The sequence below is a fragment of the Streptomyces sp. NPDC048270 genome, from assembly GCF_040652335.1.
Taxonomy (GTDB): domain Bacteria; phylum Actinomycetota; class Actinomycetes; order Streptomycetales; family Streptomycetaceae; genus Streptomyces.
In genome coordinates this window covers 230,528-256,870 of sequence record NZ_JBEZLV010000003.1, presented here as the reverse complement: position 1 = coordinate 256,870, position 26,343 = coordinate 230,528, and the positions used below count along the sequence as shown (strand labels likewise).

Sequence of the window (26,343 nt, the reverse complement as noted above, 5' to 3'; positions counted from 1 at the left end):
TGCCGCACAGAGGCCGAGGGCGGCGCCCCGATCAGGATCGGGGCGCCGCCCTCGGCGTTTGCGTGGTGCGTGGTGCGTGGTGCGTGGTGCGTACGGGCCTACTCGGGCGGGCCGATGTAGTTCTTCAGGCCCGGGACCGTGAGCGTGCCGCCGAACTGGCCGGCCTGGACGACCTTGACGTCCGTGAAGAACGCGAAGGGCACGTTCAGGGGCGGCGGGCTGTTCGGGCTGAACTCGATCGGGATCAGGCCGAAGAGGTTGCCCTTGAGGCTCTCGGTGTACATGGTCACCGTGCCGCCGCGGATCTTGGACGTGGAGCCCGGACGGGACTTCAGGTGGGCGACGTTCCCGCCCTTGCCGACCGTCTGGTAGAGGTCCTTGATGTCCAGCGAGTCCGCGGTGAACTTCAGGACCTTCTTGGTCTTGCCGCCGGCCGTCTTCACCTCGACGATGCCCGCGTAGTCCAGGCCGTAGAGGGTCAGCATCGAGCTGTCGAGGTACCAGGGCTCGTCCGGCAGGAGCGGGATGCCCGGCTCCAGCTCGGCGTCGGCCAGGGCCTGGGCGTCGTAGGTCGGGCAGGGGAAGGGTTCCTTCCCGTCCGCGTCCTTCGTCGCCTCCGGGGTGGCTCCGTCCTCGGAGGACTCGTCCTCGTCGGTCCCGCCCGTCTCGTCCTTCGGGGTCTTGGCGGTGTCCTTGACCTCGTCGGACAGCTCCTTGACCTCGGCTCCGGCCTTCTTCGCCGCGTCCCGGATGGCTTCGGCCGCCGGGTCGGGCTTCGGGGCCTCGGGCTTCGGGGCCTCGGGCTGGGGAGCGGCCGTCGTGGGCGGCGCGGGCGTCGGGGTGGCCGGCGGCTGCGTGTCCTTGACGGGGCCCAGGAGCTTCTTGAGCGCGTCGCCGACACCCAGCGGGTCCAGCGGGTTCGTGCTCTTGGTCGGCGTCGGCGTCGGCGTCGGCGTGGCCGTCCCGGGGGCAGCGGCCGGAGCCGCTTCCACCGGCTTGGTCGCCGTCGGGGACGGGGAGCCGCTCGGCTTCGGCTTGGCGGCCGCGGACGAGGACGCGGACGCGGACGGCGAGGGGGACGCGCTGGGCGACGCACTCGGCGAAGGCGACGTGGAAGGCGACGGGGACGTGGACTCCTCGTCCTTCGGCTCGTCAGACCGCGTCACGCACGGCCCCGGCGCGAAGGGGATCTCCTTGTCGTCGGCCACGGCCAGCTTGGGCGCCATGCCCATCCCGACGAACACAGCCGTCGGCATGGCCGCCAGCGCCATCGTCTTGCCGACGGGTATCTGGAGCTTGTTCAGCAGCGATTTCCTGGGCGCCGCGTGCCGCGGCCCCTTGATCTCGCGGGACTCTGCGCCTGGGGCCACGCCCCGCTGCGTCTCGTCACCCCGCACTGTTCCTCCCGCCATCGGCATGGGCAGTCGTGTCGCTCGCGTGTGCCGGTGTTTCCGTGTCGCGCTGTCCCGGGATGCCTTCAGGACCCCGGGGCCCGTAGAGCCCCTGCGGATCCGCCATCGCCGGCGCCTTGCTCATGTCCACGGCAGCGGGCCGCTGCTCCGCCGGGGACTCGTCCACCGGCTGTCCGGGGACCCAGGCCAGGGCGAGGGCGCCGCCGATCATGGAGAGGATGAAGCCCATGAAGAAGCCGCCGAGGTTGGACACCGGGAGCGAGACCAGCGCCAGCAGGATCGCGGCGACGCCCGCGAACACGCGGATGGCCTGCTGGAACCAGAGGGCCAGGCCGAGCGTGATCAGCAGGACGCCGATGATCAGAGCACCGGCTCCGCCCGTGGTGGCCATCGCCAGGCTGACATTGCCCAGCCGGAGGTCCGCGTACGGGAAGTAGGCGATCGGGAAGCCACCGAGGAGCGTGAACAGCCCGGCCCAGAAAGGACGGCGACCGCTCCAGGCGTGGAAGTGGTAGTACACCACGGTGAGCCAGGCGTCGTCTTCGCGGCGAACATAAACCGGGGCCTGGGGGTTCATGGACAACAGCTCCCTGGAAACGGTGGTACGGAAAACTCTGTGGAGCCCCGGACGGGCGGCCGCCGGCTCGCGCCGCCGGCCACCCTCCGGTCACTCGCCGGGACGGACTACTTCTCGTCCTGGTAGCACGGCTGGTCGCCACCGACCAGGCGCAGCTTGAGGTCGGGCAGCTTGAACGTGCCCGCCGTGGTCGCCCACGCCTTCTGCCGGACGTTGGTCAGGATCGCCTTGTCCGCGCGCTGCGAGAACGCGTAGGGGCTGGCGACCGTACCGGCCTGCGGCTTGGTCTTGTGGCTCGCGTCGCCGACCGCGACACCGATGTCCAGGTTCTTGAACTCGGCGTCGGTGTCGAGCTCCGCAACATCCAGGTAGATGTTGTCGGCGACGGCCGGCTTGCCCTTGTGGCCGGTGCGCAGCTGCAGCGTGATGTTGCCCAGCGGCGTCGGGGTCACCAGCGACTGGCACATGTTGGTGATCTCGGCGTGGCTGAACCCGGAGATGGTGACCGGGTGGTGCTGCGCGTTGCCCTTGAGGTCGTGCCCCTCGGCAATGCCGCCGTACTGGATGAGGTTGTCACCGTCGAGCTTGTCGGCCGAGACCTTGAAGTCCTGGCCGGAGACGCTGAAGGACGCCGCGAGGGCACCCTGCGCCAGACCCACACCGACCGCGGCCGTGGCCGCGATGCTCGGCACCATGACGAGCGCGAAGCGCTTCCATCTGGTCCCGCCACGAACCTGAGAACTCATATCGTTCCTCCTTCTCGGACGTACATCTCCGGTCCGGGCCGTGCCCGTCCTGGGATGGGAGAAGTGCTACGTCCTCGGGAAGGAGCGCAGGCGGCCGGGCCGCGGCTGTGCCACGTCCGATCCACCGGCGATCACCCCCGAGCGACAACCACTGGGCCACGCGTTCGCGCAACCTGGAGGACAGGCCCCGCCGGTGTCGGCAGAGACCCCCCTGTCCCACGTCCGGTGCCACCGGCACCGGCCGACTCGGTGGGGACCCTCCACCGCGGCTCCGTACGAGCGGCGCTGCGGGAAGGACCGAGCGTCGCCGATCGTGGTCCATTCCCGGCCGGGGCACAAGGGGGTTCGTTACTGGCGGGTAACGGCCAGATAACCGGAGTGAGGCCCGCTGTCGTCGGACGGCAACACAGGGTGTCACCACGGGCCACGACAGATCGGGGGAAGAGTGAACACACCGGACAGTTCACGGGGTTCGACTTACTCGCAGTAACAGCGGCCGCGTTTGCCAAGTTTTGGCAAAGTGCGGCCGCTGTTTATCTACGTGTCAACAAATCGCGCAGGGGCGCCGAGGGCTCAGAAGAGCACGCGCGCAAGCGCCGTACGGGCCGCCGAGACCCGCGGATCGTCCGCGCCGATGACCTCGAACAGCTCCAGCAGGCGCAGCCGAACGGCGTCCCGCTCCTCACCGAACGTCACCCGCACGGTGTCCACCAGGCGCCCGAAGGCGTCCTCCACGTGCCCGCCGACCAGGTCCAGGTCGGCGGCGGCGATCTGGGCCGCCGGATCGCGCGGGTTCTCGGCCGCCGCGGTACGCACCGCCTGCGGGTTCATGTCCTGGACCCGGACGAGAAGCTCCGCCTGGGCCAGGCCCAGCTTGGCCTCGGTGTTGCCCGGGTCGTCCGCCAGCACGTTCTTGTACGCCTGGACCGCGCCGCCCAGGTCGCCCGCGTCGAGCGCGACGACGGCCGCCTCCAGCAGGGCGTCGTGCGGACCGGCCGGAATCTCGGCCGGTGCGGCGGCGGCCCGGGGCGCGCCGTCCGCGGCGGGGTCCACCTCGATGCCGATGATGCCGAAACGCTCCTCGGCGACCTGCACCAGTTGGGCGAGCACCTCGCGGATCTGCTGCTCCGGGACCACGCCCTGGAACAGCGGCAGCACCTGGCCGGCGACCACGGCGAAGACCGCCGGGATGCCCTGGACGCCGAACTGCTGCATCAGCGTCTGGTTCGCGTCGACGTCGACCTTGGCGAGCACGAGGCGGCCGCCGGCCTCGACGGTCAGGCGCTCGAGGAGCGGGCTGAGCTGCTTGCACGGCTCGCACCACTCGGCCCAGAAGTCCAGGACGACCGGGACCTCGGCGGAGAGCTGGAGCACATCGCGTTCGAACCCGGCCTCGTCTGCGTCGAAGACGAGGGCGGAGGGCGGCACAGCGCCGGCGGCCGGGCCCGCGCCGCCGCCCTGCGCCGCCTGGCGTGCCGATTCGGCGCGGGCCTGCTCGGCCTTGGCCTTGGCTTCGCCGGCCGCCTTCACCGCGGCGAGGTCGACGACACCGCTCATGGACATGTTTCTGGGCTGCATGCGTACATCCTCCCCCGAGTGCGCGCGCCGACGAAAAAGATCGCGGGAATTGACCTGATCCGCGACCGTGGTGCTGGTCGGCGCCGGGTCCCCACCTGGCGCCAGTAGCTCTTCGCGTGGTTGTCGCTCTTACGCTACGAGTCGTAGCGTAACTCCTCCGGGCCCCGCCGCGCCCGTGATCTGAACCACAGCGGCCCGGTCGGCTACTGACGGGTATGGTCTCGGCCATGCGCAACCCCAGCCCCGGACGCACCGGACGCCCCCGCAGCGCCGCCGCGGACGCCGCGATCCTCGCGGCGACCCGGGACGCACTGGTGGAGCTGGGCTGGTCGAAGCTGACGATGGGCGACGTCTCGGCCCGCGCCGGGGTCGCCAAGACCACGCTCTACCGGCGCTGGGCGAGCAAGAACGAGCTGGTCGTGGACGCGGTCGCGGAGCTGTTCGACGCGCTCGAGCTGCCGGACCGCGGATCCCTCGAGGCCGATGTCGAGTACGTGGTCCTGCGGTTCGCGGAGCTGCTGCGGCGGCCGGAGGCCCGTACGGCCCTGATGGCGGTGGTGGCCGAGTCCACCCGGGACGAGGCCCTGCGCGACCGCATCCGGTCGGCCATCGTGGACCGGCAGAAACGTCTCGTCGTACTGGGTCGCGAACGGGCCCAGGCCCGCGGTGAACTCCCCTACGAGGAGGACGAGGACCTCGCCGACCGCACCACCGACCTGATCTTCGACGTGATCGCGGGCACCGTGGTGCACCGCGCGCTGGTGAGCTCCGAGCCCGTGGACGAGCTCTGGGTGGCGACCTTCACCGCCCTGTTGATGCACGGCCTCAGGGGTCCGGCCCAGGCCTGAGGCGCCACGGGCGCGGCCCCGGACACGCGAAGGCCGGTCAGGACGCCCCCGTTCGGGCGTCCTGACCGGCCGTTCCTCTTGCCTAGAAGCCCGGCGGCTCGGTGTAGGTGCCCCACTCGTCGCGCAGGGCGTTGCAGATCTCGCCCAGCGTGGCCTCGGCCCGCACCGCGTCCAACATGGCCGGAATCATGTTCGACCCGTCCCGGGCGGCGTCCAGCATCGCCTTCAGGGCCGTCGTGACCTTGGCGTCCTCGCGGCGGCCCTTGCGCTCGGCGAGGGCCCGGACCTGCTCGCGCTCCACCTCGTGGCTGACCCGCAGGATCTCCAGGTCCCCGGTGACCGAGCCGTGGTGGACGTTGACGCCGACGACCCGCTTGTCGCCCTTCTCCAGCGAGCGCTGGTACTGGAAGGCCGACTCGGCGATCTCCCCGGTGAACCAGCCGTCCTCGATGCCGCGCAGGATGCCCGAGGTGATCGGCCCGATCGGGTGCTGCCCGTCCGGGTGGGCGCGCAGCCCGCGCTCCTTGATCTGGTCGAAGATCTTCTCGGCGTCCGCCTCGATGCGGTCGGTGAGCTGCTCCACGTACCAGGAGCCGCCCAGCGGGTCGGCCACGTTGGCGACGCCGGTCTCCTCCATCAGCACCTGCTGGGTGCGCAGGGCGATCTCGGCGGCCTGCTCGCTGGGCAGGGCGAGGGTCTCGTCGAGGGCGTTGGTGTGCAGGGAGTTCGTGCCGCCGAGGACGGCCGCGAGGGCCTCGACCGCGGTGCGCACGACGTTGTTGTAGGGCTGCTGGGCGGTGAGCGAGACGCCGGCGGTCTGCGTGTGGAAGCGCAGCCACATGGACTTGTCGCTCTTCGCCCCGTAGACCTCCTTCATCCAGCGCGCCCAGATCCGGCGGGCGGCGCGGAACTTGGCGATCTCCTCGAAGAAGTCGAGGTGCGCGTCGAAGAAGAAGGAGAGGCCGGGCGCGAAGTGGTCCACGTCCATGCCGCGCGAGAGCCCGAGCTCCACGTACCCGAAGCCGTCGGCGAGGGTGTAGGCGAGCTCCTGGGCGGCCGTCGCCCCGGCCTCGCGGATGTGGTAGCCGGAGACGGACAGCGGCTTGTAGGCCGGGATGCCCTTCGCGCAGTACTCCATCAGGTCGCCGATGAGGCGCAGGTGCGGCTCGGGTTCGAAGAGCCACTCCTTCTGGGCGATGTACTCCTTGAAGATGTCGGTCTGGAGCGTGCCGTTGAGCAGGCCCGGGTCCACGCCCTGGCGCTCGGCGGCGACCAGGTACATGCAGAAGGCGGGCACGGCGGGGCCCGAGATGGTCATGGAGGTGGTGACGTCGCCGAGCGGGATGTCCTTGAAGAGGACCTCCATGTCGGCGGCGGAGTCTATGGCCACCCCGCAGTGGCCCACCTCGCCCAGCGCGCGGGGGTCGTCGGAGTCGCGCCCCATGAGGGTCGGCATGTCGAAGGCGACGGAGAGCCCGCCGCCGCCGGCCGCCAGGATCATCTTGTAGCGCTCGTTGGTCTGCTCGGCGTTCCCGAACCCGGCGAACTGCCGGATGGTCCAGGTGCGGCCGCGGTAGCCGGTGGCGTGCAGGCCCCGGGTGTACGGGTACTCCCCCGGCCACCCGATGCGCTCGAATCCCTCGTACGCGTCCCCGGGCCGGGGCCCGTAGACCGGATCGACCTCATCGCCGGAGAGCGTGGTGAAATCGGCGTCGCGCTTGCGGGCCTTGTCGTAACGGGCCTGCCAGCGGCGGCGGCCCTCCTCGATGGCGTCTGCGTCCATACCCCTGAATTTACTAGGACGTCCTAGTAAATGTCGATGGGCAACCCCGGGGAGATGTCCGCGGACCTCCCCGGGGAGTGGTCGGCTCGAGGTGCGCTCTAGGCCTTGGCGGCGGCGAGGGAGCCGTTGACCAGCGGCTCGACCTCGGCGCGGATCTTGCGCTCGACGAAGAAGGCGGCCAGCGGAATCGTGCCGCTGAGCATCACCCAGAGCATCTTGCCGAAGGACCACCTGGCCTTGGAGCTCAGGTCGAAGGCGAAGACCAGGTAGATCATGAAGAGCACGCCGTGGGCCTGGGACACCACGAACGTCAGATCGGCGCCCATGTCGAAGCCGTACTTGAAGATCATGCAGGTGCACAGCACCAGCAGCATCACGGCGGTCGCAAGGGCCATCACCCGGTAGCGGGTCAGCACGCTCTTCTTCATGCGACTGAGCCTAACCGTCCGTTTTGCTCGATCTTGACGGGGGCCTACTTCTCCTCGAAGTCCGCGGCGGCCACCCGCAGCGGGCGCAGCAGCGCGAAGATCTCCGCGCACTCCTCGGCGTCGTACGCGCCGAGGCCGAAGTCGACCTCCATCAGGTCCTTGGTGGCCGCCTCGACGACCTCGCGCCCCTTGTCCGTGATGGAGGCGAGGGTGCCGCGGCCGTCGTTCGGGTTGGGCCGCTTGTCGACGAGCCCGGACCGCACCAGCCGGTCGACGGTGTTCGTCACCGACGTCGGGTGGACCATCAGCCGCTCGCCGATCTTCGACATCGGCAGCTCGCCGGCCTTGGAGAAGGTGAGCAGCACCAGCGCCTCGTAGCGCGCGAAGGTCAGGCCGTACGGCTTGACCACGGCGTCGACCTCGCCGAGCAGGATCTGGTGCGCGCGCATGATCGAGGTGATGGCCGCCATCGCGGGCACCGGCCCCCACCGCCGCTGCCAGAGCTCGTCGGCGCGGGCGATGGGATCGAAGGGAAGGCTGAGCGGCTTGGACACGTACCAGACCCTACCGGGCGGTCATTTGACGGCGAGGCCCGTCTCACTCCTCGGTTGCTCCCGTTCCGGTGCGGTGGCGCGGAGTTCGGCGAGGAGCAGCAGGACGACGGCCGTGCCGAGGATCCCGGAACCGGTGACGACGTGGTGGACCGGGAGGAATTCGGCGGCGAGCCCCGCCAGCGCCATGCCGACGCCCTGCAGGGTCATCAGGCCGGTGCTGAGCAGGGTCATGGCCCGGCCGCGCAGCTCCTCGGGGACGGCCTCCAGGTACCACCGGTCGAGGCCGAGGGTGTAGGCCTGGGCCAGGCCCGCCAGCAGCAGCGCGGTGAACGCGAGCGGTACGCCGGGCCGCGGGGCGTAGAGGAGGAGCGGCAGCAGTCCGGCGGCGGCGAACGGGACCGTGATCCGCGCGCGGGACCGGGCGGTGAGCGCGGAGCCGGCCCAGAGCTCCCCCGCGATGGTGCCGACGGGCAGCGCGCACATCAGCAGCCCCAGCGCGACGGTGCCCGCGCCGAGGCCGGCGGTGTACGGAGCGAGCAGCGCCTCCGGTACCACGACGAAGACGGGCGGCAGCCAGAACAGCAGGGTCAGCGCCCGGATCCGGCGGTCGCCGAGGACGGCGCGCAGCCCGGCGGCCGCAGCGCGGCGGGAGGCCGCGCGGGCGGGCCGGCGGCGGGTGCCGAGGCGCAGCAGCAGCGCCGAGCCGAGGAATCCGGCGGCGGTCAGGGCGATGGCCCCGCGCGGTGCGAGGACGGTGAGCAGCAGCCCGCCGAGGCCGAAGCCGATGAGCTGGGCGCTCTGGGCGACCATGCGCAGCAGCGAGCGGCCGAGCACGAGGGTGTCGCCGGTGCCGAGGATGTCGGCGAGGGAGGCGCTGCGGGCACCCTGGAACAGCGGTGCGACGAAGGCCATGGCGCAGCGCAGTACGAGGAGCAGCGCGACGGGGGTGCCCGGCAGGGCCATGGCGGCCGCGCAGGCGGCGCAGACGAGGTCGCAGGCGACGAGCACCCTCCGGGCGGGGCGGCGGTCGGCGGTCCCGGCGAGCAGGGTGCCGCCGAGGGCGTAGGGGAGGAAGCCGAGCGCGAAGGTGAGCGCGCTCATCAGCGGCGAACCGGTGGCCCGGTAGACGAGGACGGTCAGGGCGATCTCGGCGACGACCACGCCGAGTACGGAGATCAGGTGCGCGGCGAAGACGGGCCGGAACTCCCGTGTCCGGAAGACGGCCCGGTAGCCGGTGGCCGGGTTGGCGGTGGACATGCCCGGGAGCTTCGCGCGAACTACCCTGGCGGCCGTAGAGATTCGGGCCAGGACGAATCCAGGGGCGGGCGCCCCGGGGCGCGAGGGCGGGGAGGCAGGGGCACCGTGGGGTTCCACTTTCGTTTCGGGCCCGGCGACCTGCTGCGGTGCCGGTTCGCGGTCTCGCCCCGCTGGGAGACGCAGGAGGCGGTCCGCGCCCTGCTCCGCCCGTCCCGGCACACCTACCACCTGCCCTGGCTCCGGCAGGTCCGGGCCGCGGCCGACGGGCTGGACCTGCGGCCCCTGTGGCTGCTGATGCCCCGCGCGGGACACAATCCGGACTTCCTCAGCCCGCCGCCGCTCGGCCCGTCCGTCACCTTCGAGGAGGAGCTGGCGCGGGTGCGGGCCGCCGACGCGCAGGCGGCGCGCGAGGACCTGCGGCTCTCCCTGGCCTGCACGCCGGGCGCCCTGGAGAGCGGCATCGGGCAGCGGATGCTGGCGGATCCGGCGCGGGCGGTGCGGGAGTTGGCCGATCTCACCGAGCGGGCCTGGGAGGCCCTGGTCGCCCCGCACTGGCCGCGGCTGCGCGGGCTGCTGGAGGCGGACATCCTGTTCCACTCGCGGCGGCTGGCGGCCGGCGGCCTGGAGGCCCTGTTCGACGGTCTGCACCCGGACCTGCGGTGGCACGGGGAGACGGACACGCTGACCATCGCCAAGCCCGGCCACCACGACCGGGCGCTGGACGGGCAGGGGCTGCTGCTGATGCCGAGCGCGTTCGGCTGGCCGGACGTGGTCGGCGGCTACGACCCTCCGTGGCAGCCGACGCTCGTCTATCCGGCGCGCGGCATCGGCGCCCTGTGGACGGCCTCGGCCGGCCCGGCCCCGCAGGCGCTGGCCCGTCTGCTGGGTCGGGCCCGGGCCGAGGTGCTGTGCGCGCTGGACGAACCCGCCTCCACCACGGCGCTGGCCCACCGGCTCGGCCTGGCGCCGTCGACGGTTTCGGCGCATCTGGGGGTCCTGCGGGCGGCGGGCCTGCTCGTGGCGGGCCGCCACCGCCACCAGGTCCTCTACGAACGCACCCCGCTGGCCATCGCGCTGACCACGGGTGAGCCCACGGTGTCGTAAGGCGGCGGCAACTGACCGTCATGTCACGATATGCCGGTCCGCTGTCCGAATCCTTCGTCCCGAGGAAGCCGGATGCCCCCCGCCGTTTCCAGACGCCCCGTCACCGTCCTCGGCCTCCTGCTGTGCCTCGCGGCCGCCGCCGCGTGCTCCGGGGAGCCCGCGCCCGGACGGGGATCCCCGGGCGCCCCGCCCTCCCCCGCCACCGGGGCCGGCGCCTCCCCGTACTGGGTGGACCCGCACAGCAGGGCCGCCCGGCAGGTCGCCGCCTGGGAGGCGGCGGGCCGCAACAGCGACGCCCAGGTGCTGCGCAGGATCGCGGAGCGGCCGGCGGCCCTGTGGCCCGGCGGCGATCCCGGCCCCGCGGTCCGCCGGGCAGCGGCCGGCGCCAGGGCCGCCGGGCGGACCCTGGTGCTCGCCGCGCACCACCTCCCGCACCGCGGCTGCGGCCGGCCGGCGGCCGGCGGCGCCAAGAGCGCCGCCGCCTACCGCACCTGGATCGGCGCCTTCGCCGACGGCATCGGGGACACCGCGGCCGTCGTCGTCCTGGAGCCGGAGGCGGTCCCCTCCATCGTCGACGGCTGCCTGCGGCCGGAACACCGCGCCGAGCGCTACCGGCTGCTCTCGGAGGCCGTCGGCCGGCTGAAGCGCAACCCCCGCACCAAGGTCTACCTGGACGCCGGCCACCCGGCCTGGATCACGGACCCTGCGGACCTGGCCGAGCCGCTGCGGAAGGCGGGCCTCGCCCGCGCCGACGGCTTCGCGCTCAACGTCGCCGACTCCCAGCCCGACGCCGCCGCCCGGGCGTACGGGGCCAGGATCTCCCGGGCCGCCGGCGGCAAGCACTTCGTCGTCGACACCAGCCGCAACGGCGAGGGCCCGCTGCCCGGCGGGCGCGAGCAGGCCCGGTGCAATCCGCCCGGCCGGGCGCTGGGGACGCCGCCGACCGACAGGACGGACGACCCGCTGGTCGACGCGTACCTCTGGATCAAGCGGCCCGGCGAGTCCGACGGCCCCTGCCGCGGCGGCCCGCGGGCCGGCGAGTGGTGGCCCGACTACGCCCTGGGGCTGGCCCGCCGGGCCAGGGAGTGACCGTACGGGGAGCGCCCACGCGAGAGCGCCCCCGGCCGGCCGGGCCAGGGGCGCTCAGGAGACGGGCCGGGCGGGGCCTCAGCCTCCGGCGAGGTGGCGTTCCACCGTCTCGACCTTCGAGGTCATGCCGTCGCTGACCCCGGGGCGGATGTCGGCCTTCAGGATGAAGGAGACGCGCGGCGCCCGCTCCTCGACGGCCGCCACCGCACGCCGGACCACGTCCATGACCTCGTCCCACTCGCCCTCGACGGTGGTGAACATGGCGTCGGTGCGGTTGGGCAGCCCCGACTCGCGGACCACGCGGACCGCGTCGGCCACGTACTCCCCGACCTCTTCGCCGACCCCCAGCGGGGTCACGGAGAACGCGACGATCATGCCTCGGCCGCCTGCCGGGCGCGGGCCGCGATCACGCTGTCGGACTCGTCCCGCTTGAGCAGCCGGTCGCCGTACAGGCCGCCGAAGGGCAGCAGCGCCAGCACGAAGAACAGCGCGACCTTCTTGACGGGCCACTTCGCCTTGTTCCAGACGTCCAGCAGGAAGATCGAGTAGATGACGAACAGGATCCCGTGCAGGACGCCGAGCGGCATCATCAGGTAGTCGATGTCCGAGATCCGGCTCAGCAGCGAGCCGAAGATCAGCAGAGCCGGGAACGACAGCGCCTCCGGGACGGAGATGAGGCGCAGCCGGTGCAGGGCGGAGGCGGTCTTGATGTCCACGGGGAACCTTCGGGGTGGGCGGCCTGGGGCGGTTCCAGTGTCTCAGCCGCTTTGCGGGATCTTGACCCGGGCCCCGGTCCGCCGGGGTCCGCGGACGGCGGGGGCGTGTGCCGATGCCCCGAGTCGTCCCGAATCGCGGCTGAAACCGCCCGGGTGTGGCGTATATCGGCCTCAGGGCCCTGTTCGCGTCCGCCCGCTGCCGATAACGTCATCCCGTGGCTCAGTTCCGACTCCAAGGCAGCAAGGTGCTCGCCGTCGACCTGACCGGGGATGCCGTGAAAGCGAAGAACGGCTCCATGGTCGCGTACGACGGTCAGATGGCCTTCAAGAAGATGTCCGGCGGCGGCGAAGGCATCCGCGGGATGGTGACCCGCCGCCTCACCGGCGAGCAGATGACCGTGATGGAAGTGCAGGGGCACGGCACCTGCTTCTTCGCCGACCGCGCGAGCGAGATCAACCTGGTCAGCCTGCGCGGCGAGAAGCTCTACGTCGAGTCCAGCAACCTGCTGTGCACCGACGGCGGGCTGCGCACCGGCACGACCTTCACCGGTCTGCGCGGGGCGACGACGGGCAACGGCCTGTTCACCACGACCGTCGAGGGCAGCGGTCAGGCGGCGATCATGTCCGACGGCCCGGCGGTGGTGCTGCGCGTCAGCGCCCAGTACCCGCTCTCCGTCGACCCCGGGGCGTACGTCGCGCACACCGGCAACCTCCAGCAGTCCTTCCAGTCCGGGGTGAACTTCCGCACCCTGATCGGCGAGGGCTCCGGCGAGTCCTTCCAGATCCGCTTCGAGGGCGAGGGCCTGGTGTACGTGCAGCCCAGCGAGCGCAACACCGTCGGGGGCGACGTCTGATGCCGTTCCGCGAGGTCAACTCGAAGATGGTCGAGGCCCAGGTGGTCCCCGGGCAGAAGATGTACAGCCAGCGCGGCGCGATGCTCGCGTACCGCGGCGAGGTCTCCTTCACCCCGAGCCTGACCGGCGGTCAGGGCGGGGTGATGGGCATGATCGGGCGCCGGGTCGCCAACGAGCAGACCCCGCTGATGTCGGTCGAGGGCAGCGGCACCGTGATGTTCGGCCACGGCGGCCACCACATCCAGGTGATCAACCTGACCGGCGAGACGCTGTACGTGGAGGCGGACCGGCTGCTGGCGTTCGACGGCACGCTCCAGCAGGGCACGATGTTCATGGGCTCGCAGGGCGGCGTCATGGGCATGGTCCGGGGCCAGGTGACCGGCCAGGGCCTGTTCACCACGACCCTCAAGGGCCACGGCTCGGTGGCCGTGATGGCCCACGGCGGGGTCATCGAACTCCCCATCCACCCGAACCGGCCGGTCCACGTGGACCCGCAGGCGTACGTCGCGCACCACGGCGACGTCCGCAACAAGCTCTCCACCGCGCTCGGCTGGCGGGACATGGTGGGGCGCGGCTCGGGTGAGGCGTTCCAGCTGGAGCTGTCCGGCCAGGGCGCGGTGTACGTACAGGCCTCGGAGGAGAAGCTGTGAACTTTGGCCCCGTGACGGGCGGACCCGGCGGCCCGACGGTCTTCGACCCGTACACCCTGCCCTCCGACGACAACGTGAACGCGTACACCTTCTGCGTGGAGCTCAAGGGGAGCCAGTGGTTCCTGCAGAAGGGCAAGATGATCTCGTACTACGGGAGCATCGAGTTCAACGGCATCGGCCACGGCCGCTTCGACCGGCTGCTGCGCACCAGCTTCCACTCGCCGCTGCACGCGAGCGACTGGGTGGTGGCCGAGGGGCAGGGCAAGATGCTCCTCGCCGACCGGGCCTTCGACGTGAACTCGTACGACCTGGACAACGGGAACCTGACGATCCGGTCGGGCAACCTGCTCGCCTACCAGCCCTCCCTCGCCCTCAAGCAGTCGATCGTGCCGGGCTTCCTGACGCTGATCGGCACCGGGAAGTTCGTGGCGGCCTCCAACGGGCCGGTGGTGTTCATGGAGCCGCCGGTGCGCGTGGACCCGCAGGCCCTGGTGGGCTGGGCGGACTGCCCCTCGCCCTGCCACCACTACGACCACGGCTACATGTCGGGCGTGATGGGCGGCCTGCGCTCGCTGAGCGGCCTCGGCGGCGCCTCGGGCGAGGAGCACCAGTTCGAGTTCGTGGGCGCGGGCACGGTGCTGCTGCAGTCGTCGGAGATGCTGATGGCGGAGCAGGCGGTCGGCACGGTCGGCGCCGGTGCGGCCACGGGCAACGCGCAGGGGGTTCCGGGGGCCGGACAGGGTCCGCTGGGGCAGCTGGGCGTGCCGCGGATGCCGGGGCAGCTGGGTGATCTCCAGCGCCGCTTCGGACTGTGACACCCCGCTCGCACGCTCCTATTTTGTACGCAATTCAACTTCTTAGGTAGAGTTCACTCATGGAGACCATGGAGACCGACACGGCAACCCGGTGGCTGACCGACGCCGAGCAGTGCGCCTGGCGCACCCACCTGGACGTCAGCCGATTGCTGATGCACCAGCTGGAAAAGGACCTCCAGCCCTTCGGACTCACCAACAACGACTACGAGATCCTCGTGAACCTCTCGGAGTCGCCGGAGCACCGGATGCGCATGAGCGATCTCGCGACCGCCACCCTGCAGTCCAAGAGCCGGCTGTCCCACCAGATCACGCGCATGGAGGCGGCGGGCCTGGTCCGCCGCGTGAACTGCGAGTCCGACCGCCGGGGCCTGTTCGCGGTGCTCACGGACGAGGGCATGGACACGATGCGCAAGGTCGCCCCGCACCACGTGGCGTCCGTCCGCCGGCACTTCATCGACCTGCTGCCGCCGCAGGCCCTCGCCGCGCTGCGCGAGTCGCTGAACCCGGTCGCGGAGCACCTGCGCGGCAACCGCGGCAAGGCCTGACCGCCCCGGGACGCGCCGGAGGGCGATCGGCACGACAATGGCTGGGAACGCTCGCTGCCGGCCGCCCGCCCGCGGGCAACCGCAGGCGGTACGGCCGGCCTGAGGAGGTCCAGCCCATGAAGCGCAACGTGTACGTCTCCGCGGCCGCATCCGTGGTCCTGGTGGTGGCAGGCCCGGTGGCGGCCGCCACGGCGGCCCCCGCCGACACGGCGAGAACCGCCCCCACGGCCGTGGCCCCGCTGGTCGATGTCACGGCGGAGGCCGCGCTCGCCGCGGCCCTGAAGAACTACCCCGGCGTGGTCGAATCCCTCGACCGGGAGGCCAACGTCTGGCACGTGGACGTGATCACCAAGGACGGCAAGGGCCACGCCGAGCTGGAGGTCGACGCCGCGAGCGGCGCGGTCACCCGCCGGAACGTGGACACCGACCAGGACAGCAACGAGCACAAGGACCTACTCGCCGCCAAGGTCACCGCCGAGCAGGCCGCCAAGGCCGCCGTCGCCGCCCATCCCGGGCAGGTCTGGACGGTCGAGTGGGACTCCGACGACGACGGCAGGGCCGCCTCCTGGCACGTCGAGGTGCGGGGCTCCGACGGCAAGACGTGGGACGCCTCCGTGGACGCCTCGACCGGCAAGGTCACCGAGCAGGCCGACTCGGACGGCGACTCCGGCAACGACAACGGCTGACGCCTGCGGAAAGGAGCCGCGCCCCGGGCAGGGGGCGCGGCTCCTTTCCGTACTGCTCGGGCGGCACGGTCAGGCGTTGGGACGCTTGCCGTGGTTCGCCTTCTTCTTCTTGCGTGCTCGCTTCTTGTTGCCGCGCTTGGCCATGAGCCACTCCCTGAATCGGGGAAATCCGGGCGTTCGCCAGTCTAGGGTCGGCGCGCCCGTCCCGCATCAGGCTTCGGTCAGGCTGTCCAGCAGGACGTCGGCGGCCGCGTACGGATCCAGCTCGCCCCCGGCCACCCGGGCGGCCAGCGCCTCCAGCCGGGAGTCCCCGTGCAGATCGGCCATCCGGGTCCGCAGCGAGGTCACCGCGATCGTCTCGACCTCCCGCGCCGCCCGCGCCGTGCGCCGCTCCGCCAGGACCCCCCGCTCGTCCATCCACGCCCGGTGCTTCTCCAGCGCCTCGACGAGCTCGTCGATGCCCTGCGCCCGTGCGGCGACGGTCTTGATGATGGGCGGGCGCCAGTCACCCGGCCCCCGGGACTCCCCCAGGCCCAGCATGTGGTTCAGCTCCCGGGCCGTGGCGTCCGCGCCGTCCCGGTCGGCCTTGTTCACCACGTACACGTCGCCGATCTCCAGGATCCCCGCCTTCGCGGCCTGGATCCCGTCGCCCATCCCCGGGGCCAGCAGCACCACCGAGGTGTCCGCCTGGGCGGCGATCTCCACCTCCGACTGGCCGACGCCGACCGTCTCGACCAGGATCACCTCGCAGCCGGCCGCGTCCAGCACCCGGATCGCCTGCGGGGCGGCCCAGGCGAGACCGCCCAGGTGACCGCGGGTGGCCATGGACCGGATGTAGACCCCGGGGTCGGAGGCGTGGTCCGACATGCGCACCCGGTCGCCGAGCAGGGCGCCGCCGGAGAACGGCGAGGACGGGTCGACGGCGAGGACGCCGACCCGCTTGCCGGCCTTGCGGTACGCGGACACCAGCGCCGAGGTCGAGGTCGACTTGCCGACGCCCGGCGACCCCGTCAGCCCCACCACGTACGCGTTGCCCGTGAGCGGGGCCAGCGCCGCCATCACCTCGCGCAACTGCGGGGACGCCCCCTCCACCAGCGAGATCAGCCGGGCCACCGCTCTCGGCCTGCCCTCACGTGCCTGGGCCACCAGCTGGGGGACGTCCACCGCCGTCATACGTGCTGCGCTCCTCGGTTCTCGTACGGCTTCCTGCGGGTGCGGTACCCGGTCACGCCCTGGGCACGCGGACGATCAGGGCGTCGCCCTGGCCGCCGCCGCCGCACAGCGCGGCCGCGCCGGTGCCGCCGCCGCGGCGCTTCAGCTCCAGCGCCAGGTGCAGCACCACACGGGCGCCGGACATGCCGATCGGGTGCCCCAGGGCAATGGCGCCACCGTTGACGTTCACCTTTTCCGGGGTGACCCCGAGGTCCTTCATTGACTGCACGGCGACCGCCGCGAAGGCCTCGTTGATCTCGATGAGGTCCAGGTCGGCGACCTCCAGGCCCTCCTTCTTCAGGGCGTGCAGGATCGCGTTCGACGGCTGGGACTGCAGCGAGTTGTCCGGGCCCGCCACATTGCCGTGCGCGCCGATCTCCGCGATCCACTCCAGGCCCAGCTCCTCGGCCTTGGCCTTGCTCATCACGACCACGGCGGCGGCGCCGTCGCTGATCTGCGAGGAGGTGCCGGCGGTGATCGTGCCGTCCTTGGCGAAGGCCGGGCGCAGCTTGCCGAGGGACTCCGCGGTGGTCTCCGGGCGGATGCCCTCGTCCTGGGAGAAGACGACCGGCTCGCCCTTGCGCTGCGGGATCTCGACGGGGGTGATCTCGGCCTCGAAGACGCCGTTCTTCTGCGCGGCCGCGGCCCGCTGGTGCGAGGCGGCGGCGAACTCGTCCTGCGGGGCGCGCTCGATGCCGAGGCGGGTGTTGTGCTTCTCGGTCGACTCGCCCATCGCGATGTTCTCGAAGGCGTCGGTGAGGCCGTCGTAGGCCATCGCGTCGAGCATCTCGACCGCGCCGTACTTGTAGCCCTCGCGGGACTTGGACAGCAGGTGCGGGGCGTTGGTCATGGACTCCTGGCCGCCGGCCACCACGATGTCGAACTCACCCGCACGGATCAGCTGGTCGGCCAGTGCGATGGCGTCCAGACCCGAGAGGCACACCTTGTTGATCGTGAGCGCGGGGACGTTCATTGGAATCCCGGCCTTGACGGCGGCCTGTCGCGCTGGAATCTGGCCTGCGCCCGCCTGGAGCACCTGCCCCATGATCACGTACTGCACCTGGTCGCCGGCGATCCCGGCGCGGTCCAGCGCGGACTTGATGGCGAACCCGCCGAGGTCGGCACCCGAGAAGGACTTCAGCGATCCGAGCAGCCGCCCCATGGGCGTGCGGGCCCCGGCGACGATCACTGAGGTGGTGTTGTTCGTTCCGGACATGAGGCACAGCCCCTTGAGGATGAGGAGTGAACGAGGGTTTACCTGAATGTACTGAGCAGTACCCGCGGCGTCACCGGCCTGTCGGTGTGATCGCTGGCACGTTGCGTGACCCCCCCTCCCGGCGGTGCACTGGTCCCATGCTGACAAGGATCGACCACATCGGAATCGCCTGCTTCGACCTCGACAAGACCGTCGAGTTCTACCGTGCCACGTACGGCTTCGAGGTCTTCCACACCGAGGTCAACGAGGAGCAGGGCGTTCGCGAGGCCATGCTCAAAATCAACGAGACGTCCGACGGCGGCGCCTCCTACCTCCAGCTGCTCGAGCCGACCCGCGAGGACTCGGCCGTGGGCAAGTGGCTGGCGAAGAACGGGGAGGGCGTCCACCACATCGCCTTCGGCACCGAGGACGTCGACGGCGACTCGGAGGCCATCCGCGGCAAGGGCGTCCGCGTCCTCTACGACCAGCCCCGCATCGGCTCGATGGGCTCCCGGATCACCTTCCTCCACCCCAAGGACTGCCACGGAGTCCTGACCGAGCTCGTCACCTCCAACCCCGACCACTGATGTCCCGTATCCCCGGCCGGTAGAGTGGCCATGGCTCGGCCGGGGTTCGGTGCGGAGACGGGGTCGGGGCCTGTGACCCCTGCCCCGGTATCTGACACCATTCCCCCGGGGGCGTCGTTCAGCGGGCGAGCGATGCTCATTGGGATTGAGCTTGCGACCAGGGGACGGATGGGACCGCGCTGTGCGGGGCTACGAAAGCCAGGAGAGCCATCAGGCCGAGGCCGACCATCTCTCGCGCTTCGAGGCCGAGATGGAGCGGCTGAAGAAGGAGCGCGGGAAGGCCGTCCAGCACGCTGAGGACCTGGGATACCAGGTCGAGGTGCTGCGCGCCAAGCTCCACGAGGTGCGCCGTTCTCTGGCGTCCCGCCCCGCCTATGACGGCGCGGACATGGGGTACCAGGCGGAGCAGTTGCTCCGCAATGCCCAGATCCAGGCCGACCAGATGCGCTCCGACGCCGAGCGCGAGCTGCGCGACGCCCGTGCGCAGACCCAGCGCATCCTCCAGGAGCACGCCGAGCACCAGGCGCGCCTCCAGGCCGAACTGCACGCCGAGGCCGTCAACCGGCGCCAGCGCCTGGACCAGGAGCTGGCCGAGCGCCGCCAGACCGTCGAGGCCCACGTCAACGAGAACGTGGCCTGGGCCGAGCAGCTGCGCGCCCGCACCGAGTCCCAGGCGCGCCGGCTCATGGAGGAGTCCCGCGCCGAGGCCGAGCAGTCCCTGAACGCGGCCCGCGCCGAGGCCGCCCGGGTCGCCGAGGAGACCCGGCGGCGCATCGCCGCCGACGCCGAGGCCTCCCGCACCGAGGCCGAAGCCACCCTGCTGCGCGCCCGCAAGGAGGCCGAGCGGCTGCTGACCGCCGCCTCCGCGCAGGCCCAGGAGGCCACCGAGCACGCGGAGCGGCTGCGCTCCACCACCTCCGCCGAGGCGGAGCAGACCCGCCAGCAGACCCTCGACCTCGGCCGGGTCGCCGAGCAGCGGGTGCAGGAGGCCGACGGAGCCCTGCGCGAGGCGCGGGCGGCGGCCGAGAAGGTCCTCGCGGAGGCCAAGGAGAGCGCCGCCCGGCAGCTCGCCTCGGCGGAGTCCGTCAACGAGCAGCGCACCCGTACCGCCAAGGAGCAGGTGGCGCGGCTGGTCGGCGAGGCCACCAAGGAGGCCGAGGCCCTCAAGGGGGAGGCCGAGCAGGCGCTTGCCGACGCCCGCGCCGAGGCCGAGCGGCTGCGCACCGAGGCCGGCGAGCAGGCCCGTACGGCCGCGGCCGAGGACACCGCGGCGCAACTGGCGAAGGCGGCCCGCACCGCCGAGGACGTGCTGAACAAGGCCTCGGAGGACGCCCGGGCCACCACGAAGGCCGCGTCCGAGGAGGCCGAGCGGATCCGCCGCGAGGCCGAGTCGGAGGCGGAGCGGCTGCGCGCCCAGGCGGCGGCCACGGCCGACGAGCTCAAGGGCGCGGCGAAGGACGACACCGAGGAGTACCGGGCCCGTACGGTCGAACTCCAGGAGGAGGCCCGGCGGCTGCGCGGGGAGGCCGAGCAGCTGCGCGCCGAGGCCGTCGCCGAGGGCGAGCGGATCCGCGGCGAGGCCCGCCGCGAGGCGGTCCAGCAGATCGAGGAGGCGGCCAAGACCGCCGAGGAGCTCCTCGGCAAGGCCAAGGCGGACGCGGACGAACTGCGCGGCGGGGCCAACGCCGAGAGCGAGCGGGTCCGCGCCGAGGCCGTCGAGCGGGCCACCACCCTGCGCCGGCAGGCCGAGGAGACCCTGGAGCGGACCCGCGCCGAGGCGGAGCGGCTGCGTGCCGACGCCGAGGAGCAGGCGGAGGCCGTACGGGCCGAGGCCGACGCGGCGGCGCTCGCCCGGCGCGAGGAGACCGAGCAGGCGCTGGCCGCCAAGCGCGCGGAGGCCGACGAGGAACTCGTACGGCTGCACACGGACGCCGAGGGCCGGCTGACCACGGCCGAGCAGACCCTGCGCGACGCCCGGTCGGCGGCGGAGAGCATCCGCCGGGAGACCGGCGAGGAGACCGACCGGCTGCGGGCGGAGTCGGCGGAGCGGATCCGCACCCTCCAGACGCAGGCGGAGGCCGAGGCCGACCAGCTGCGCACCGACGCGGCCCAGGACGCCGGGCGGGTGCGCGCGGAGGCCGAGCAGGTCGCCGTGCGGCTGCGCGGCGAGGCCGAGGCCGAGGCGGAGCGGGTGCGCTCCGAGGCCCAGGAGACCGCGGACCGGCTGCGCGCCGAGGCGAAGACGGCGGCCGAGCGGGTCGCCGCGGAGGCCGCGGAGGCGCTGGCCGCCGCGCAGGAGGAGGCCGCCCGGCGGCGCCGGGAGTCCGAGGAGACCCTGGCGTCGGCGCGGACGGACGCCGAGAACGAGCGGGCCCAGGCCCGCGAGCAGAGCGAGGAGCTGCTGGCCGCGGCCCGCAAGCGCTCCGAGGAGGCGCAGGCGGAGGCGGCCCGGCTGACCGAGGAGGCCGAACGGCGCGCCTCGGAGCTGGTGGCGGCGGCGGAGGCCACCGCCCAGCAGGTGCGGGACTCCGTGGCCGGTCTGCACGAGCAGGCCGAGGAGGAGGTCGCCGGACTGCGCAGCGCGGCCGAGCACGCGGCGCAGCGGACCCGGACCGAGGCCGAGGAAGAGGCCGAGCGGGTCCGCGCCGACGCGTACGAGGAGCGGGAGCGGGCCACCGGGGACGCGAACCGGATCCGCACGGAGGCGCGCGCCGAGACGGACGCGGCGAAGGCGCTGGCCGAGCGCACGGTCGGCGACGCGATCGCCGAGGCCGAACAGCTGCGCAGCGACACGGCGGAGTACGCGCAGCGGGTGCGCACCGAGGCCACGGACGCCCTGGCTGCTTCGGAGCGGGACGCGGCCCGGACCCGGGCGGACGCCCGCGACGACGCGAACCGGATCCGCGGCGAGGCGGCGGCCGCGGCGGACGCCACCCGCGCGGAGGCGGCCGGCACCCTGGACGAGGCCCGCGCCGAGGGCAACCGGCTGCGCACCGAGGCCGCCGAGCAGGCGGACCGGCTCATCACCGAGGCCGCGGCGGAGGCCGAGCGGCTCACCGAGGAGACCGCGGCCGCGAACGCCGCCACGGTCGGCGAGGCGGAGGCCGCGGCCCAGGCGCTGCGCGCGAAGGCGGAGCGCCTGACGGCCCAGGCGGCCGAGACCCTGGTCGCGGCGGAGCGGGACGCCACGCGCATCCTGGTCGACGCCCGCAACGAGGGCGACCGGCTGGTCGACGAGACCCGGGCGGCCAACGAGGTCACCGTCGGCGAGGCCGCGGCGGAGGCGGAGCGGCTGCGCGCGGAGGCGGCACGGGCACTGGACGACGCCCGCGCGGAGGGCGGCCGGATCATCGGCGAGGCCACCGCGGAGGCGGACCGGGTCACGGCGGCGGCGAACGAGACGCTGGCGAGCGCCGAGCAGGAGTCCGCGAGGATGCTCGACGAGGCCCGCGAGGAGGCCAACAAGCGCCGCAGCGAGGCCGCCGAGCAGGTCGACCGGCTCATCACCGAGGCCGCGGCGGAGGCCGACCGGCTCACCATCGAGACCGCCGCGGAAGCGGAGCGGCTCACCGCGCAGACCCGCAAGGAGAACGAGCGCACGGTCGGCGAGGCCGCGAACGAGGCGGAACGGCTGCGCGCGGAGGCGTCGGAGGCGCTGTCCTCGGCGCAGGAGCACGCGACGCGCACCCGGTCGGAGGCCGAGCGGGTCAAGGCGGAGGCCGCGGGCGAGGCCGAGCGGATGCGCGCGGAGGCCCGTACGGAGTCCGAGCGGCTGCTGGACGAGGCGCGCGAGGAGGCCAACAAGCGCCGGACCGAGGCCGCCGAGCAGGTGGACCGGCTCATCACGGAGGCGTCGGCGGAAGCCGACAAGCTCACCGCCGAGGCGCAGAAGCAGGCGCTCGCGTCGACCACGGCCGCCGAGGAGCAGGCCGACGCGATGGTGGACGCGGCCCGCAAGGAGGCCGCGCGGATCACCTCGGAGGCGACCGTCGAGGGCAACTCCCTGGTGGAGAAGGCCCGTACGGACGCGGACGAGCTGCTGGTCGGGGCGCGTACGGACGCGTCGGCCATAAGGGAGCGGGCGGAGGAGCTGCGCGGCCGGGTCGAGGCCGAGGTCGAGGAGCTGCACGAGCGGGCCCGCCGGGAGTCGGCCGAGCAGATGAAGTCGGCCGGCGAGCGCGTGGACAAGCTGGTGCGTGCGGCGACCGAGCAGAGCGTCGAGGCCGAGGCGAAGGCCAAGGAGCTGGTGTCGGACGCGAGCAGCGAGGCGAGCAAGGTGCGCATCGCGGCGGTGCGCAAGGCGGAGGGGCTCCTGAAGGAGGCCGAGCAGAAGAAGGCCGAACTGGCGCGGGCGGCCGAGAAGGCGCTCGCCGAGGCGAAGGCGGAGGCCGAACGGCTCGTCGACGAGGGCCGCCGTGAGCTGGAGGTCCTGGTGCGCCGCCGCGAGGACATTCAGGCGGAGATCTCCCGTGTCCAGGACGTTCTTGAGGCGTTGGAATCATTCGAGGCGCCTTCGGGCGGCGGAAAGCCCGGGGTCGGCGGCCAGGGCGCGGGGGGCGTGAAGGCCGGCGCGGCAGCGGGGTCCACTCGTTCGGGTGGCAAGGCGTCAGAGGGCTAGTCGGTGCACAGGACGTGTGCTCCTGATGGAGGTTCAGGCGAACGGGTGACAAGCAATCCGTCGCCTTGCCACTCAAAAGGGGTGTCATTGTCCAGATCAAACGTGGATTGACTCGATGACACGCCGCTCGGGCGCCTAGGATTCCCCTTAACACCTCACGTAGCACCTCATCGGTCTCATTCGACAGGAACCCCATGAGCGACACTTCCTCCCCCTTCGGCTTCGAGCTCGTGCGGCGTGGTTACGACCGTGGTCAGGTGGACGACCGCATTACCAAGCTGGTCTCCGACCGCGACAGCGCCCTTGGACGTATCAACTCTCTGGAAAAGCGGATCGAGGAGTTGCACCTCGAGACGCAGAACGCCCAGGCCCAGGTGAACGACGCCGAGCCGTCGTACGCCGGCCTCGGCGCCCGGGTCGAGAAGATCCTGCGGCTGGCCGAGGAGGAGGCGAAGGACCTGCGCGAGGAGGCCCGTCGCGCGGCCGAGCAGCACCGCGAGCTGGCCGAGTCGGCCGCCCAGCAGGTGCGCAACGACGCCGAGTCGTTCGCCGCCGACCGCAAGTCGAAGGCGGAGGACGAGGGCGTCCGCATCGTCGAGAAGGCCAAGGGCGACGCCTCCACCCTGCGCGCCGAGGCCCAGAAGGACGCCGCCTCCAAGCGCGAGGAGGCCGACGCCCTGTTCGAGGAGACCCGCGCCAAGGCCGCCCAGGCCGCCGCGGACTTCGAGACCAACCTGGCCAAGCGCCGCGAGCAGTCGGAGCGCGACCTGGCCTCGCGTCAGGCCAAGGCCGAGAAGCGCCTGGCGGAGATCGAGCACCGCGCGGAGCAGCTGCGCCTGGAGGCCGAGAAGCTCCGTACGGACGCGGAGCGCCGCGCCCGCCAGACCGTGGAGACCGCGCAGCGCCAGGCCGAGGACATCGTGGCCGACGCCAACGCCAAGGCGGACCGTATCCGCAGCGAGTCGGAGCGCGAGCTGGCGGCGCTCACCAACCGCCGCGACTCCATCAACGCGCAGCTGACCAACGTCCGCGAGATGCTGGCGACGCTGACCGGTGCGGCCGTCGCGGCCGCCAACCCGATCGTCGACGACGAGCCGGTCACCCGCGGCGTCCCGGCGCAGCAGAGCCGCTAGCCGGGCCGGCGGGAGCCGCTCGCGCCCGCAGCGTCCGATCGAGGGCCGTACGTCACCTGTTTGAGGTGGCGTACGGCCCTTCGGCGCTCTAGCGTGGCCCGCATGATCGAGCTCGAGGGCCTTACCAAACGATTCGGCGCGAAGACCGCCGTGGACAACCTCAGCTTCCAGGTCAGACCGGGGGTGGTGACCGGCTTCCTCGGCCCCAACGGGGCGGGCAAGTCGACGACCATGCGCATGATGCTGGACCTCGACAATCCGACCAGCGGCACGGTCCGGATCGACGGGAAGCACTACCGGGACCTGCCGGAGCCACTGAAGTACATCGGAGCGCTGCTCGACGCCAAGTCCATGCACGGTGGACGCAGCGCCTACAACAACCTGCTCTGCCTCGCCGAGTCGAACCGGATCCCGAAGAGCCGGGTCGGGGAGGTCCTGGACCTGGTCGGGCTGACGGCCGTGGCGAAGAAGAAGTCCAAAGGATTTTCCCTGGGCATGGGCCAGCGGCTGGGAATCGCCTCCGCACTGCTCGGTGATCCGGAAATCCTGATGTTCGACGAACCCGTCAATGGTCTGGACCCCGAGGGAATTCTCTGGATCAGGAATTTGATGAAGGCGCTGGCGGCGGAGGGGCGGACGATCTTCGTCTCCTCCCATCTGATGAGCGAAATGGCGCTGACCGCAGACCATTTGGTCGTGATCGGACAGGGAAAGCTGCTGGCCGACCTGTCGATGGCTGATTTCATCCACCAGAACTCGCGCAGCTACGTCAGGCTGCGCTCGCCCCAGCAGGAGCGACTCAAGGACGTCCTGCACGAGGCGGGGATCGACGCCATCAGCGTTCCGGCCACCGGTGCGCTGGAGATCGACGGCGTGGGCCCGGAGCGGCTCGGCGAACTGGCCGCCCAGCACCAGATCGTGCTGCACGAACTCAGCCCGCAACGGGCTTCACTGGAGGAAGCGTTCATGCGCATGACGGCGGACTCCGTCGAGTACCACGCCCACGCGCCGGGCCTGCCGGGAGCCGCGGGCACCCCGGTCGTCCCGCCGGGCATGGCCCCCGACAACCCGGCCCGGCCGGCCGACGTTCCCGCCTGGGGCGCCGGCTCCGGCTTCGACGCGCAGCGCAAGGGCGGCGAGTGACCATGTCGTCCTTCCCCGCCGTCCTCAAGTCCGAGTGGACCAAGATCCGTACGGTGGCCTCCACCCTCTGGACCCTGGCCGCCGCCCTCCTCGTCACGGTCGGCATCAGCGCCGCCCTGTGCGCGCTCGTGAACAGCACCTTCCAGGACATGCCGGCCGAGGAGAGGGCCACCTTCGACCCGACCCTGACCAGCTTCGCCGGGATGACCCTCGGCCAGCTCGCCATGATCGTCTTCGGCGTGCTGGTCGTCGGCAGCGAGTACAGCTCGGGCATGATCCGCACCTCGCTGGCCGCCGTGCCGCGGCGCGGCAGCTTCCTCGTCGGCAAGCTGCTCGTGGCGACCGGTCTCGCGCTGGTCGTGGGCCTGGTCACGAGCTTCCTGTCCTTCTTCCTCGGACAGGCCATCCTGGGCGACCGCAGCATCGCGATCGACGCGCCGAACGTCCTGCGCGCGGTCGTCGGCGCCGGCCTCTACATGGCGATGATCGCCCTGTTCTCCATGGGCGTGGCCGCCATGCTGCGCAGCTCGATGCTCTCGCTCGGCATCCTGATGCCGTTCTTCTTCCTGGTCTCGAACATCCTGGGCGTGGTCGACGCGACCCGCAAGGTCGCCCAGTACTTCCCGGACCAGGCCGGATCCATGATCATGCAGGTCGTCCCCGGGGCGATGGGCAGCGAACCGCCGCCGTACGGCCCGTGGGGCGGCTTCGGGATCATGGCCCTGTGGACGCTCGCGGCGGTACTCGGGGGCTACCTCGTCCTCCGCAAGAGGGACGCCTGACCCCCACTCCCGTACTACGGGTGATCCCCGG

At 72.2% G+C, this 26,343-nt stretch carries 25 protein-coding genes; 13 read left to right on the top strand and 12 right to left on the bottom strand.

Annotated features, from left to right (window positions below; all coding sequences use genetic code 11):
- Positions 1-98: 98 nt before the first annotated feature.
- From AB0D66_RS04465 to AB0D66_RS04450, 4 genes are all read right to left on the bottom strand, one after another.
- On the bottom strand, positions 99-1,397 hold the full coding sequence (locus AB0D66_RS04465; RefSeq protein WP_362296428.1) for a hypothetical protein: 1,299 nt from the start codon (positions 1,395-1,397) through the stop codon (positions 99-101).
- Positions 1,387-1,989: a DUF6114 domain-containing protein gene (locus AB0D66_RS04460; RefSeq protein WP_362296425.1), complete on the bottom strand. Its 603-nt coding sequence runs from the start codon at positions 1,987-1,989 to the stop codon at positions 1,387-1,389. Before AB0D66_RS04460 ends, AB0D66_RS04465 begins: the two co-directional genes overlap by 11 nt.
- Positions 1,990-2,096: 107 nt before the next feature.
- Positions 2,097-2,735: a DUF6230 family protein gene (locus AB0D66_RS04455; protein WP_362296423.1), complete on the bottom strand. Its 639-nt coding sequence runs from the start codon at positions 2,733-2,735 to the stop codon at positions 2,097-2,099.
- Positions 2,736-3,308: 573 nt separating this feature from the next.
- The gene (locus tag AB0D66_RS04450) at positions 3,309-4,313 is read right to left on the bottom strand and encodes a tetratricopeptide repeat protein (RefSeq protein ID WP_362296420.1); all 1,005 of its coding nucleotides are present in this window, start codon (positions 4,311-4,313) and stop codon (positions 3,309-3,311) included.
- Positions 4,314-4,540: 227 nt separating this feature from the next.
- Here AB0D66_RS04450 and AB0D66_RS04445 point away from each other — a divergent pair, with 227 nt between their 5' ends.
- On the top strand, positions 4,541-5,161 hold the full coding sequence (locus AB0D66_RS04445) for a TetR/AcrR family transcriptional regulator (protein ID WP_362296417.1): 621 nt from the start codon (positions 4,541-4,543) through the stop codon (positions 5,159-5,161).
- Positions 5,162-5,243: 82 nt separating this feature from the next.
- On the opposite strand, the gene AB0D66_RS04440 is transcribed toward AB0D66_RS04445, so the two are convergent.
- The 4 genes from AB0D66_RS04440 to AB0D66_RS04425 all read right to left on the bottom strand — a co-directional run bounded on the left by AB0D66_RS04440 (position 5,244) and on the right by AB0D66_RS04425 (position 9,225).
- Positions 5,244-6,944, bottom strand: coding sequence for a methylmalonyl-CoA mutase family protein (locus tag AB0D66_RS04440; protein WP_362296414.1), 1,701 nt, complete (start codon positions 6,942-6,944; stop codon positions 5,244-5,246).
- Between the two features lie 98 nt (positions 6,945-7,042).
- The gene (locus tag AB0D66_RS04435) at positions 7,043-7,372 is read right to left on the bottom strand and encodes a DUF3817 domain-containing protein (protein ID WP_362296412.1); all 330 of its coding nucleotides are present in this window, start codon (positions 7,370-7,372) and stop codon (positions 7,043-7,045) included.
- A 44-nt stretch (positions 7,373-7,416) separates the two neighbouring features.
- Positions 7,417-7,926 carry a MarR family transcriptional regulator gene (locus AB0D66_RS04430; RefSeq protein ID WP_069921996.1) on the bottom strand — a complete coding sequence of 170 codons (510 nt, stop codon included), beginning with the start codon at positions 7,924-7,926 and terminating at the stop codon, positions 7,417-7,419.
- Positions 7,927-7,947: 21 nt separating this feature from the next.
- The gene (locus AB0D66_RS04425; protein ID WP_362296750.1) at positions 7,948-9,225 is read right to left on the bottom strand and encodes an MFS transporter; all 1,278 of its coding nucleotides are present in this window, start codon (positions 9,223-9,225) and stop codon (positions 7,948-7,950) included.
- 63 nt (positions 9,226-9,288) lie between these two features.
- On the opposite strand from AB0D66_RS04425, the gene AB0D66_RS04420 reads away from it, so the two are divergent.
- Positions 9,289-10,287, top strand: a complete 999-nt coding sequence (locus AB0D66_RS04420; protein WP_362296408.1) for a DUF5937 family protein — start codon at positions 9,289-9,291, stop codon at positions 10,285-10,287.
- A gap of 72 nt (positions 10,288-10,359) precedes the next feature.
- A complete protein-coding gene (locus tag AB0D66_RS04415) occupies positions 10,360-11,376 on the top strand; it encodes a glycoside hydrolase family 6 protein (RefSeq protein ID WP_362296405.1) in 1,017 nt (338 codons plus the stop codon).
- Between the two features lie 78 nt (positions 11,377-11,454).
- Here the strand turns inward: AB0D66_RS04415 and AB0D66_RS04410 are convergent, their stop codons facing one another.
- A complete protein-coding gene (locus tag AB0D66_RS04410) occupies positions 11,455-11,751 on the bottom strand; it encodes an MTH1187 family thiamine-binding protein (protein WP_257554101.1) in 297 nt (98 codons plus the stop codon).
- Positions 11,748-12,092, bottom strand: coding sequence for a DUF3817 domain-containing protein (locus AB0D66_RS04405; protein WP_362296402.1), 345 nt, complete (start codon positions 12,090-12,092; stop codon positions 11,748-11,750). Before AB0D66_RS04405 ends, AB0D66_RS04410 begins: the two co-directional genes overlap by 4 nt.
- A gap of 215 nt (positions 12,093-12,307) precedes the next feature.
- On the opposite strand from AB0D66_RS04405, the gene AB0D66_RS04400 reads away from it, so the two are divergent.
- The 5 genes from AB0D66_RS04400 to AB0D66_RS04380 all read left to right on the top strand — a co-directional run bounded on the left by AB0D66_RS04400 (position 12,308) and on the right by AB0D66_RS04380 (position 15,642).
- A complete protein-coding gene (locus AB0D66_RS04400; RefSeq protein WP_362296399.1) occupies positions 12,308-12,946 on the top strand; it encodes an AIM24 family protein in 639 nt (212 codons plus the stop codon).
- Complete coding sequence (locus AB0D66_RS04395; RefSeq protein ID WP_362296396.1) at positions 12,946-13,596, top strand: AIM24 family protein; 651 nt, start codon at positions 12,946-12,948, stop codon at positions 13,594-13,596. Before AB0D66_RS04400 ends, AB0D66_RS04395 begins: the two co-directional genes overlap by 1 nt.
- 11 nt (positions 13,597-13,607) lie before the next feature.
- Entirely contained in the window at positions 13,608-14,411 is an 804-nt protein-coding gene (locus AB0D66_RS04390) for an AIM24 family protein (protein WP_362296747.1), read from the top strand.
- Positions 14,412-14,479: 68 nt separating this feature from the next.
- Positions 14,480-14,956, top strand: coding sequence for a MarR family transcriptional regulator (locus AB0D66_RS04385; RefSeq protein WP_362296744.1), 477 nt, complete (start codon positions 14,480-14,482; stop codon positions 14,954-14,956).
- 116 nt (positions 14,957-15,072) lie between these two features.
- On the top strand, positions 15,073-15,642 hold the full coding sequence (locus tag AB0D66_RS04380; RefSeq protein ID WP_362296393.1) for a PepSY domain-containing protein: 570 nt from the start codon (positions 15,073-15,075) through the stop codon (positions 15,640-15,642).
- Positions 15,643-15,852: 210 nt separating this feature from the next.
- Here AB0D66_RS04380 and meaB read toward each other — a convergent pair whose 3' ends face one another.
- Entirely contained in the window at positions 15,853-16,815 is a 963-nt protein-coding gene (gene meaB / locus AB0D66_RS04375) for a methylmalonyl Co-A mutase-associated GTPase MeaB (protein ID WP_362296390.1), read from the bottom strand.
- Between the two features lie 52 nt (positions 16,816-16,867).
- Positions 16,868-18,070, bottom strand: coding sequence for an acetyl-CoA C-acetyltransferase (locus AB0D66_RS04370; RefSeq protein WP_362296387.1), 1,203 nt, complete (start codon positions 18,068-18,070; stop codon positions 16,868-16,870).
- A 137-nt stretch (positions 18,071-18,207) separates the two neighbouring features.
- Between AB0D66_RS04370 and mce the strand changes: the two genes are divergently transcribed.
- From mce to AB0D66_RS04345, 5 genes are all read left to right on the top strand, one after another.
- The gene (mce, locus tag AB0D66_RS04365; protein WP_362296384.1) at positions 18,208-18,636 is read left to right on the top strand and encodes a methylmalonyl-CoA epimerase; all 429 of its coding nucleotides are present in this window, start codon (positions 18,208-18,210) and stop codon (positions 18,634-18,636) included.
- A 181-nt stretch (positions 18,637-18,817) separates the two neighbouring features.
- Complete coding sequence (gene scy / locus AB0D66_RS04360; RefSeq protein WP_362296381.1) at positions 18,818-23,254, top strand: polarized growth protein Scy; 4,437 nt, start codon at positions 18,818-18,820, stop codon at positions 23,252-23,254.
- 194 nt (positions 23,255-23,448) lie between these two features.
- The gene (locus tag AB0D66_RS04355) at positions 23,449-24,387 is read left to right on the top strand and encodes a cellulose-binding protein (RefSeq protein ID WP_030386920.1); all 939 of its coding nucleotides are present in this window, start codon (positions 23,449-23,451) and stop codon (positions 24,385-24,387) included.
- 102 nt (positions 24,388-24,489) lie between these two features.
- Positions 24,490-25,530: an ABC transporter ATP-binding protein gene (locus AB0D66_RS04350; protein WP_362296378.1), complete on the top strand. Its 1,041-nt coding sequence runs from the start codon at positions 24,490-24,492 to the stop codon at positions 25,528-25,530.
- Positions 25,531-25,532: 2 nt separating this feature from the next.
- Positions 25,533-26,312 (top strand): ABC transporter permease subunit, encoded by a 780-nt coding sequence (locus AB0D66_RS04345; protein WP_362296741.1) that lies wholly within the window; start codon positions 25,533-25,535, stop codon positions 26,310-26,312.
- Positions 26,313-26,343 lie beyond the last annotated feature (31 nt).

Excerpts from the sequence above, each read along its gene's own strand:
- AB0D66_RS04345 (WP_362296741.1), top strand. The coding sequence starts at position 25,533 with ATGTCGTCCTTCCCCGCCGTCCTCAAGTCCGAGTGGACCAAGATCCGT.
- mce (WP_362296384.1), top strand. The coding sequence starts at position 18,208 with ATGCTGACAAGGATCGACCACATCGGAATCGCCTGCTTCGACCTCGAC.
- AB0D66_RS04385 (WP_362296744.1), top strand. The coding sequence starts at position 14,480 with ATGGAGACCGACACGGCAACCCGGTGGCTGACCGACGCCGAGCAGTGC.
- AB0D66_RS04445 (WP_362296417.1), top strand. The coding sequence starts at position 4,541 with ATGCGCAACCCCAGCCCCGGACGCACCGGACGCCCCCGCAGCGCCGCC.
- AB0D66_RS04410 (WP_257554101.1), bottom strand. The coding sequence starts at position 11,751 with ATGATCGTCGCGTTCTCCGTGACCCCGCTGGGGGTCGGCGAAGAGGTC.
- AB0D66_RS04350 (WP_362296378.1), top strand. The coding sequence starts at position 24,490 with ATGATCGAGCTCGAGGGCCTTACCAAACGATTCGGCGCGAAGACCGCC.
- AB0D66_RS04435 (WP_362296412.1), bottom strand. The coding sequence starts at position 7,372 with ATGAAGAAGAGCGTGCTGACCCGCTACCGGGTGATGGCCCTTGCGACC.
- AB0D66_RS04380 (WP_362296393.1), top strand. The coding sequence starts at position 15,073 with ATGAAGCGCAACGTGTACGTCTCCGCGGCCGCATCCGTGGTCCTGGTG.
- AB0D66_RS04455 (WP_362296423.1), bottom strand. The coding sequence starts at position 2,735 with ATGAGTTCTCAGGTTCGTGGCGGGACCAGATGGAAGCGCTTCGCGCTC.
- meaB (WP_362296390.1), bottom strand. The coding sequence starts at position 16,815 with ATGACGGCGGTGGACGTCCCCCAGCTGGTGGCCCAGGCACGTGAGGGC.
- AB0D66_RS04370 (WP_362296387.1), bottom strand. The coding sequence starts at position 18,070 with ATGTCCGGAACGAACAACACCACCTCAGTGATCGTCGCCGGGGCCCGC.
- AB0D66_RS04450 (WP_362296420.1), bottom strand. The coding sequence starts at position 4,313 with ATGCAGCCCAGAAACATGTCCATGAGCGGTGTCGTCGACCTCGCCGCG.
- AB0D66_RS04440 (WP_362296414.1), bottom strand. The coding sequence starts at position 6,944 with ATGGACGCAGACGCCATCGAGGAGGGCCGCCGCCGCTGGCAGGCCCGT.
- AB0D66_RS04460 (WP_362296425.1), bottom strand. The coding sequence starts at position 1,989 with ATGAACCCCCAGGCCCCGGTTTATGTTCGCCGCGAAGACGACGCCTGG.
- AB0D66_RS04395 (WP_362296396.1), top strand. The coding sequence starts at position 12,946 with ATGCCGTTCCGCGAGGTCAACTCGAAGATGGTCGAGGCCCAGGTGGTC.
- AB0D66_RS04415 (WP_362296405.1), top strand. The coding sequence starts at position 10,360 with ATGCCCCCCGCCGTTTCCAGACGCCCCGTCACCGTCCTCGGCCTCCTG.
- AB0D66_RS04355 (WP_030386920.1), top strand. The coding sequence starts at position 23,449 with ATGAGCGACACTTCCTCCCCCTTCGGCTTCGAGCTCGTGCGGCGTGGT.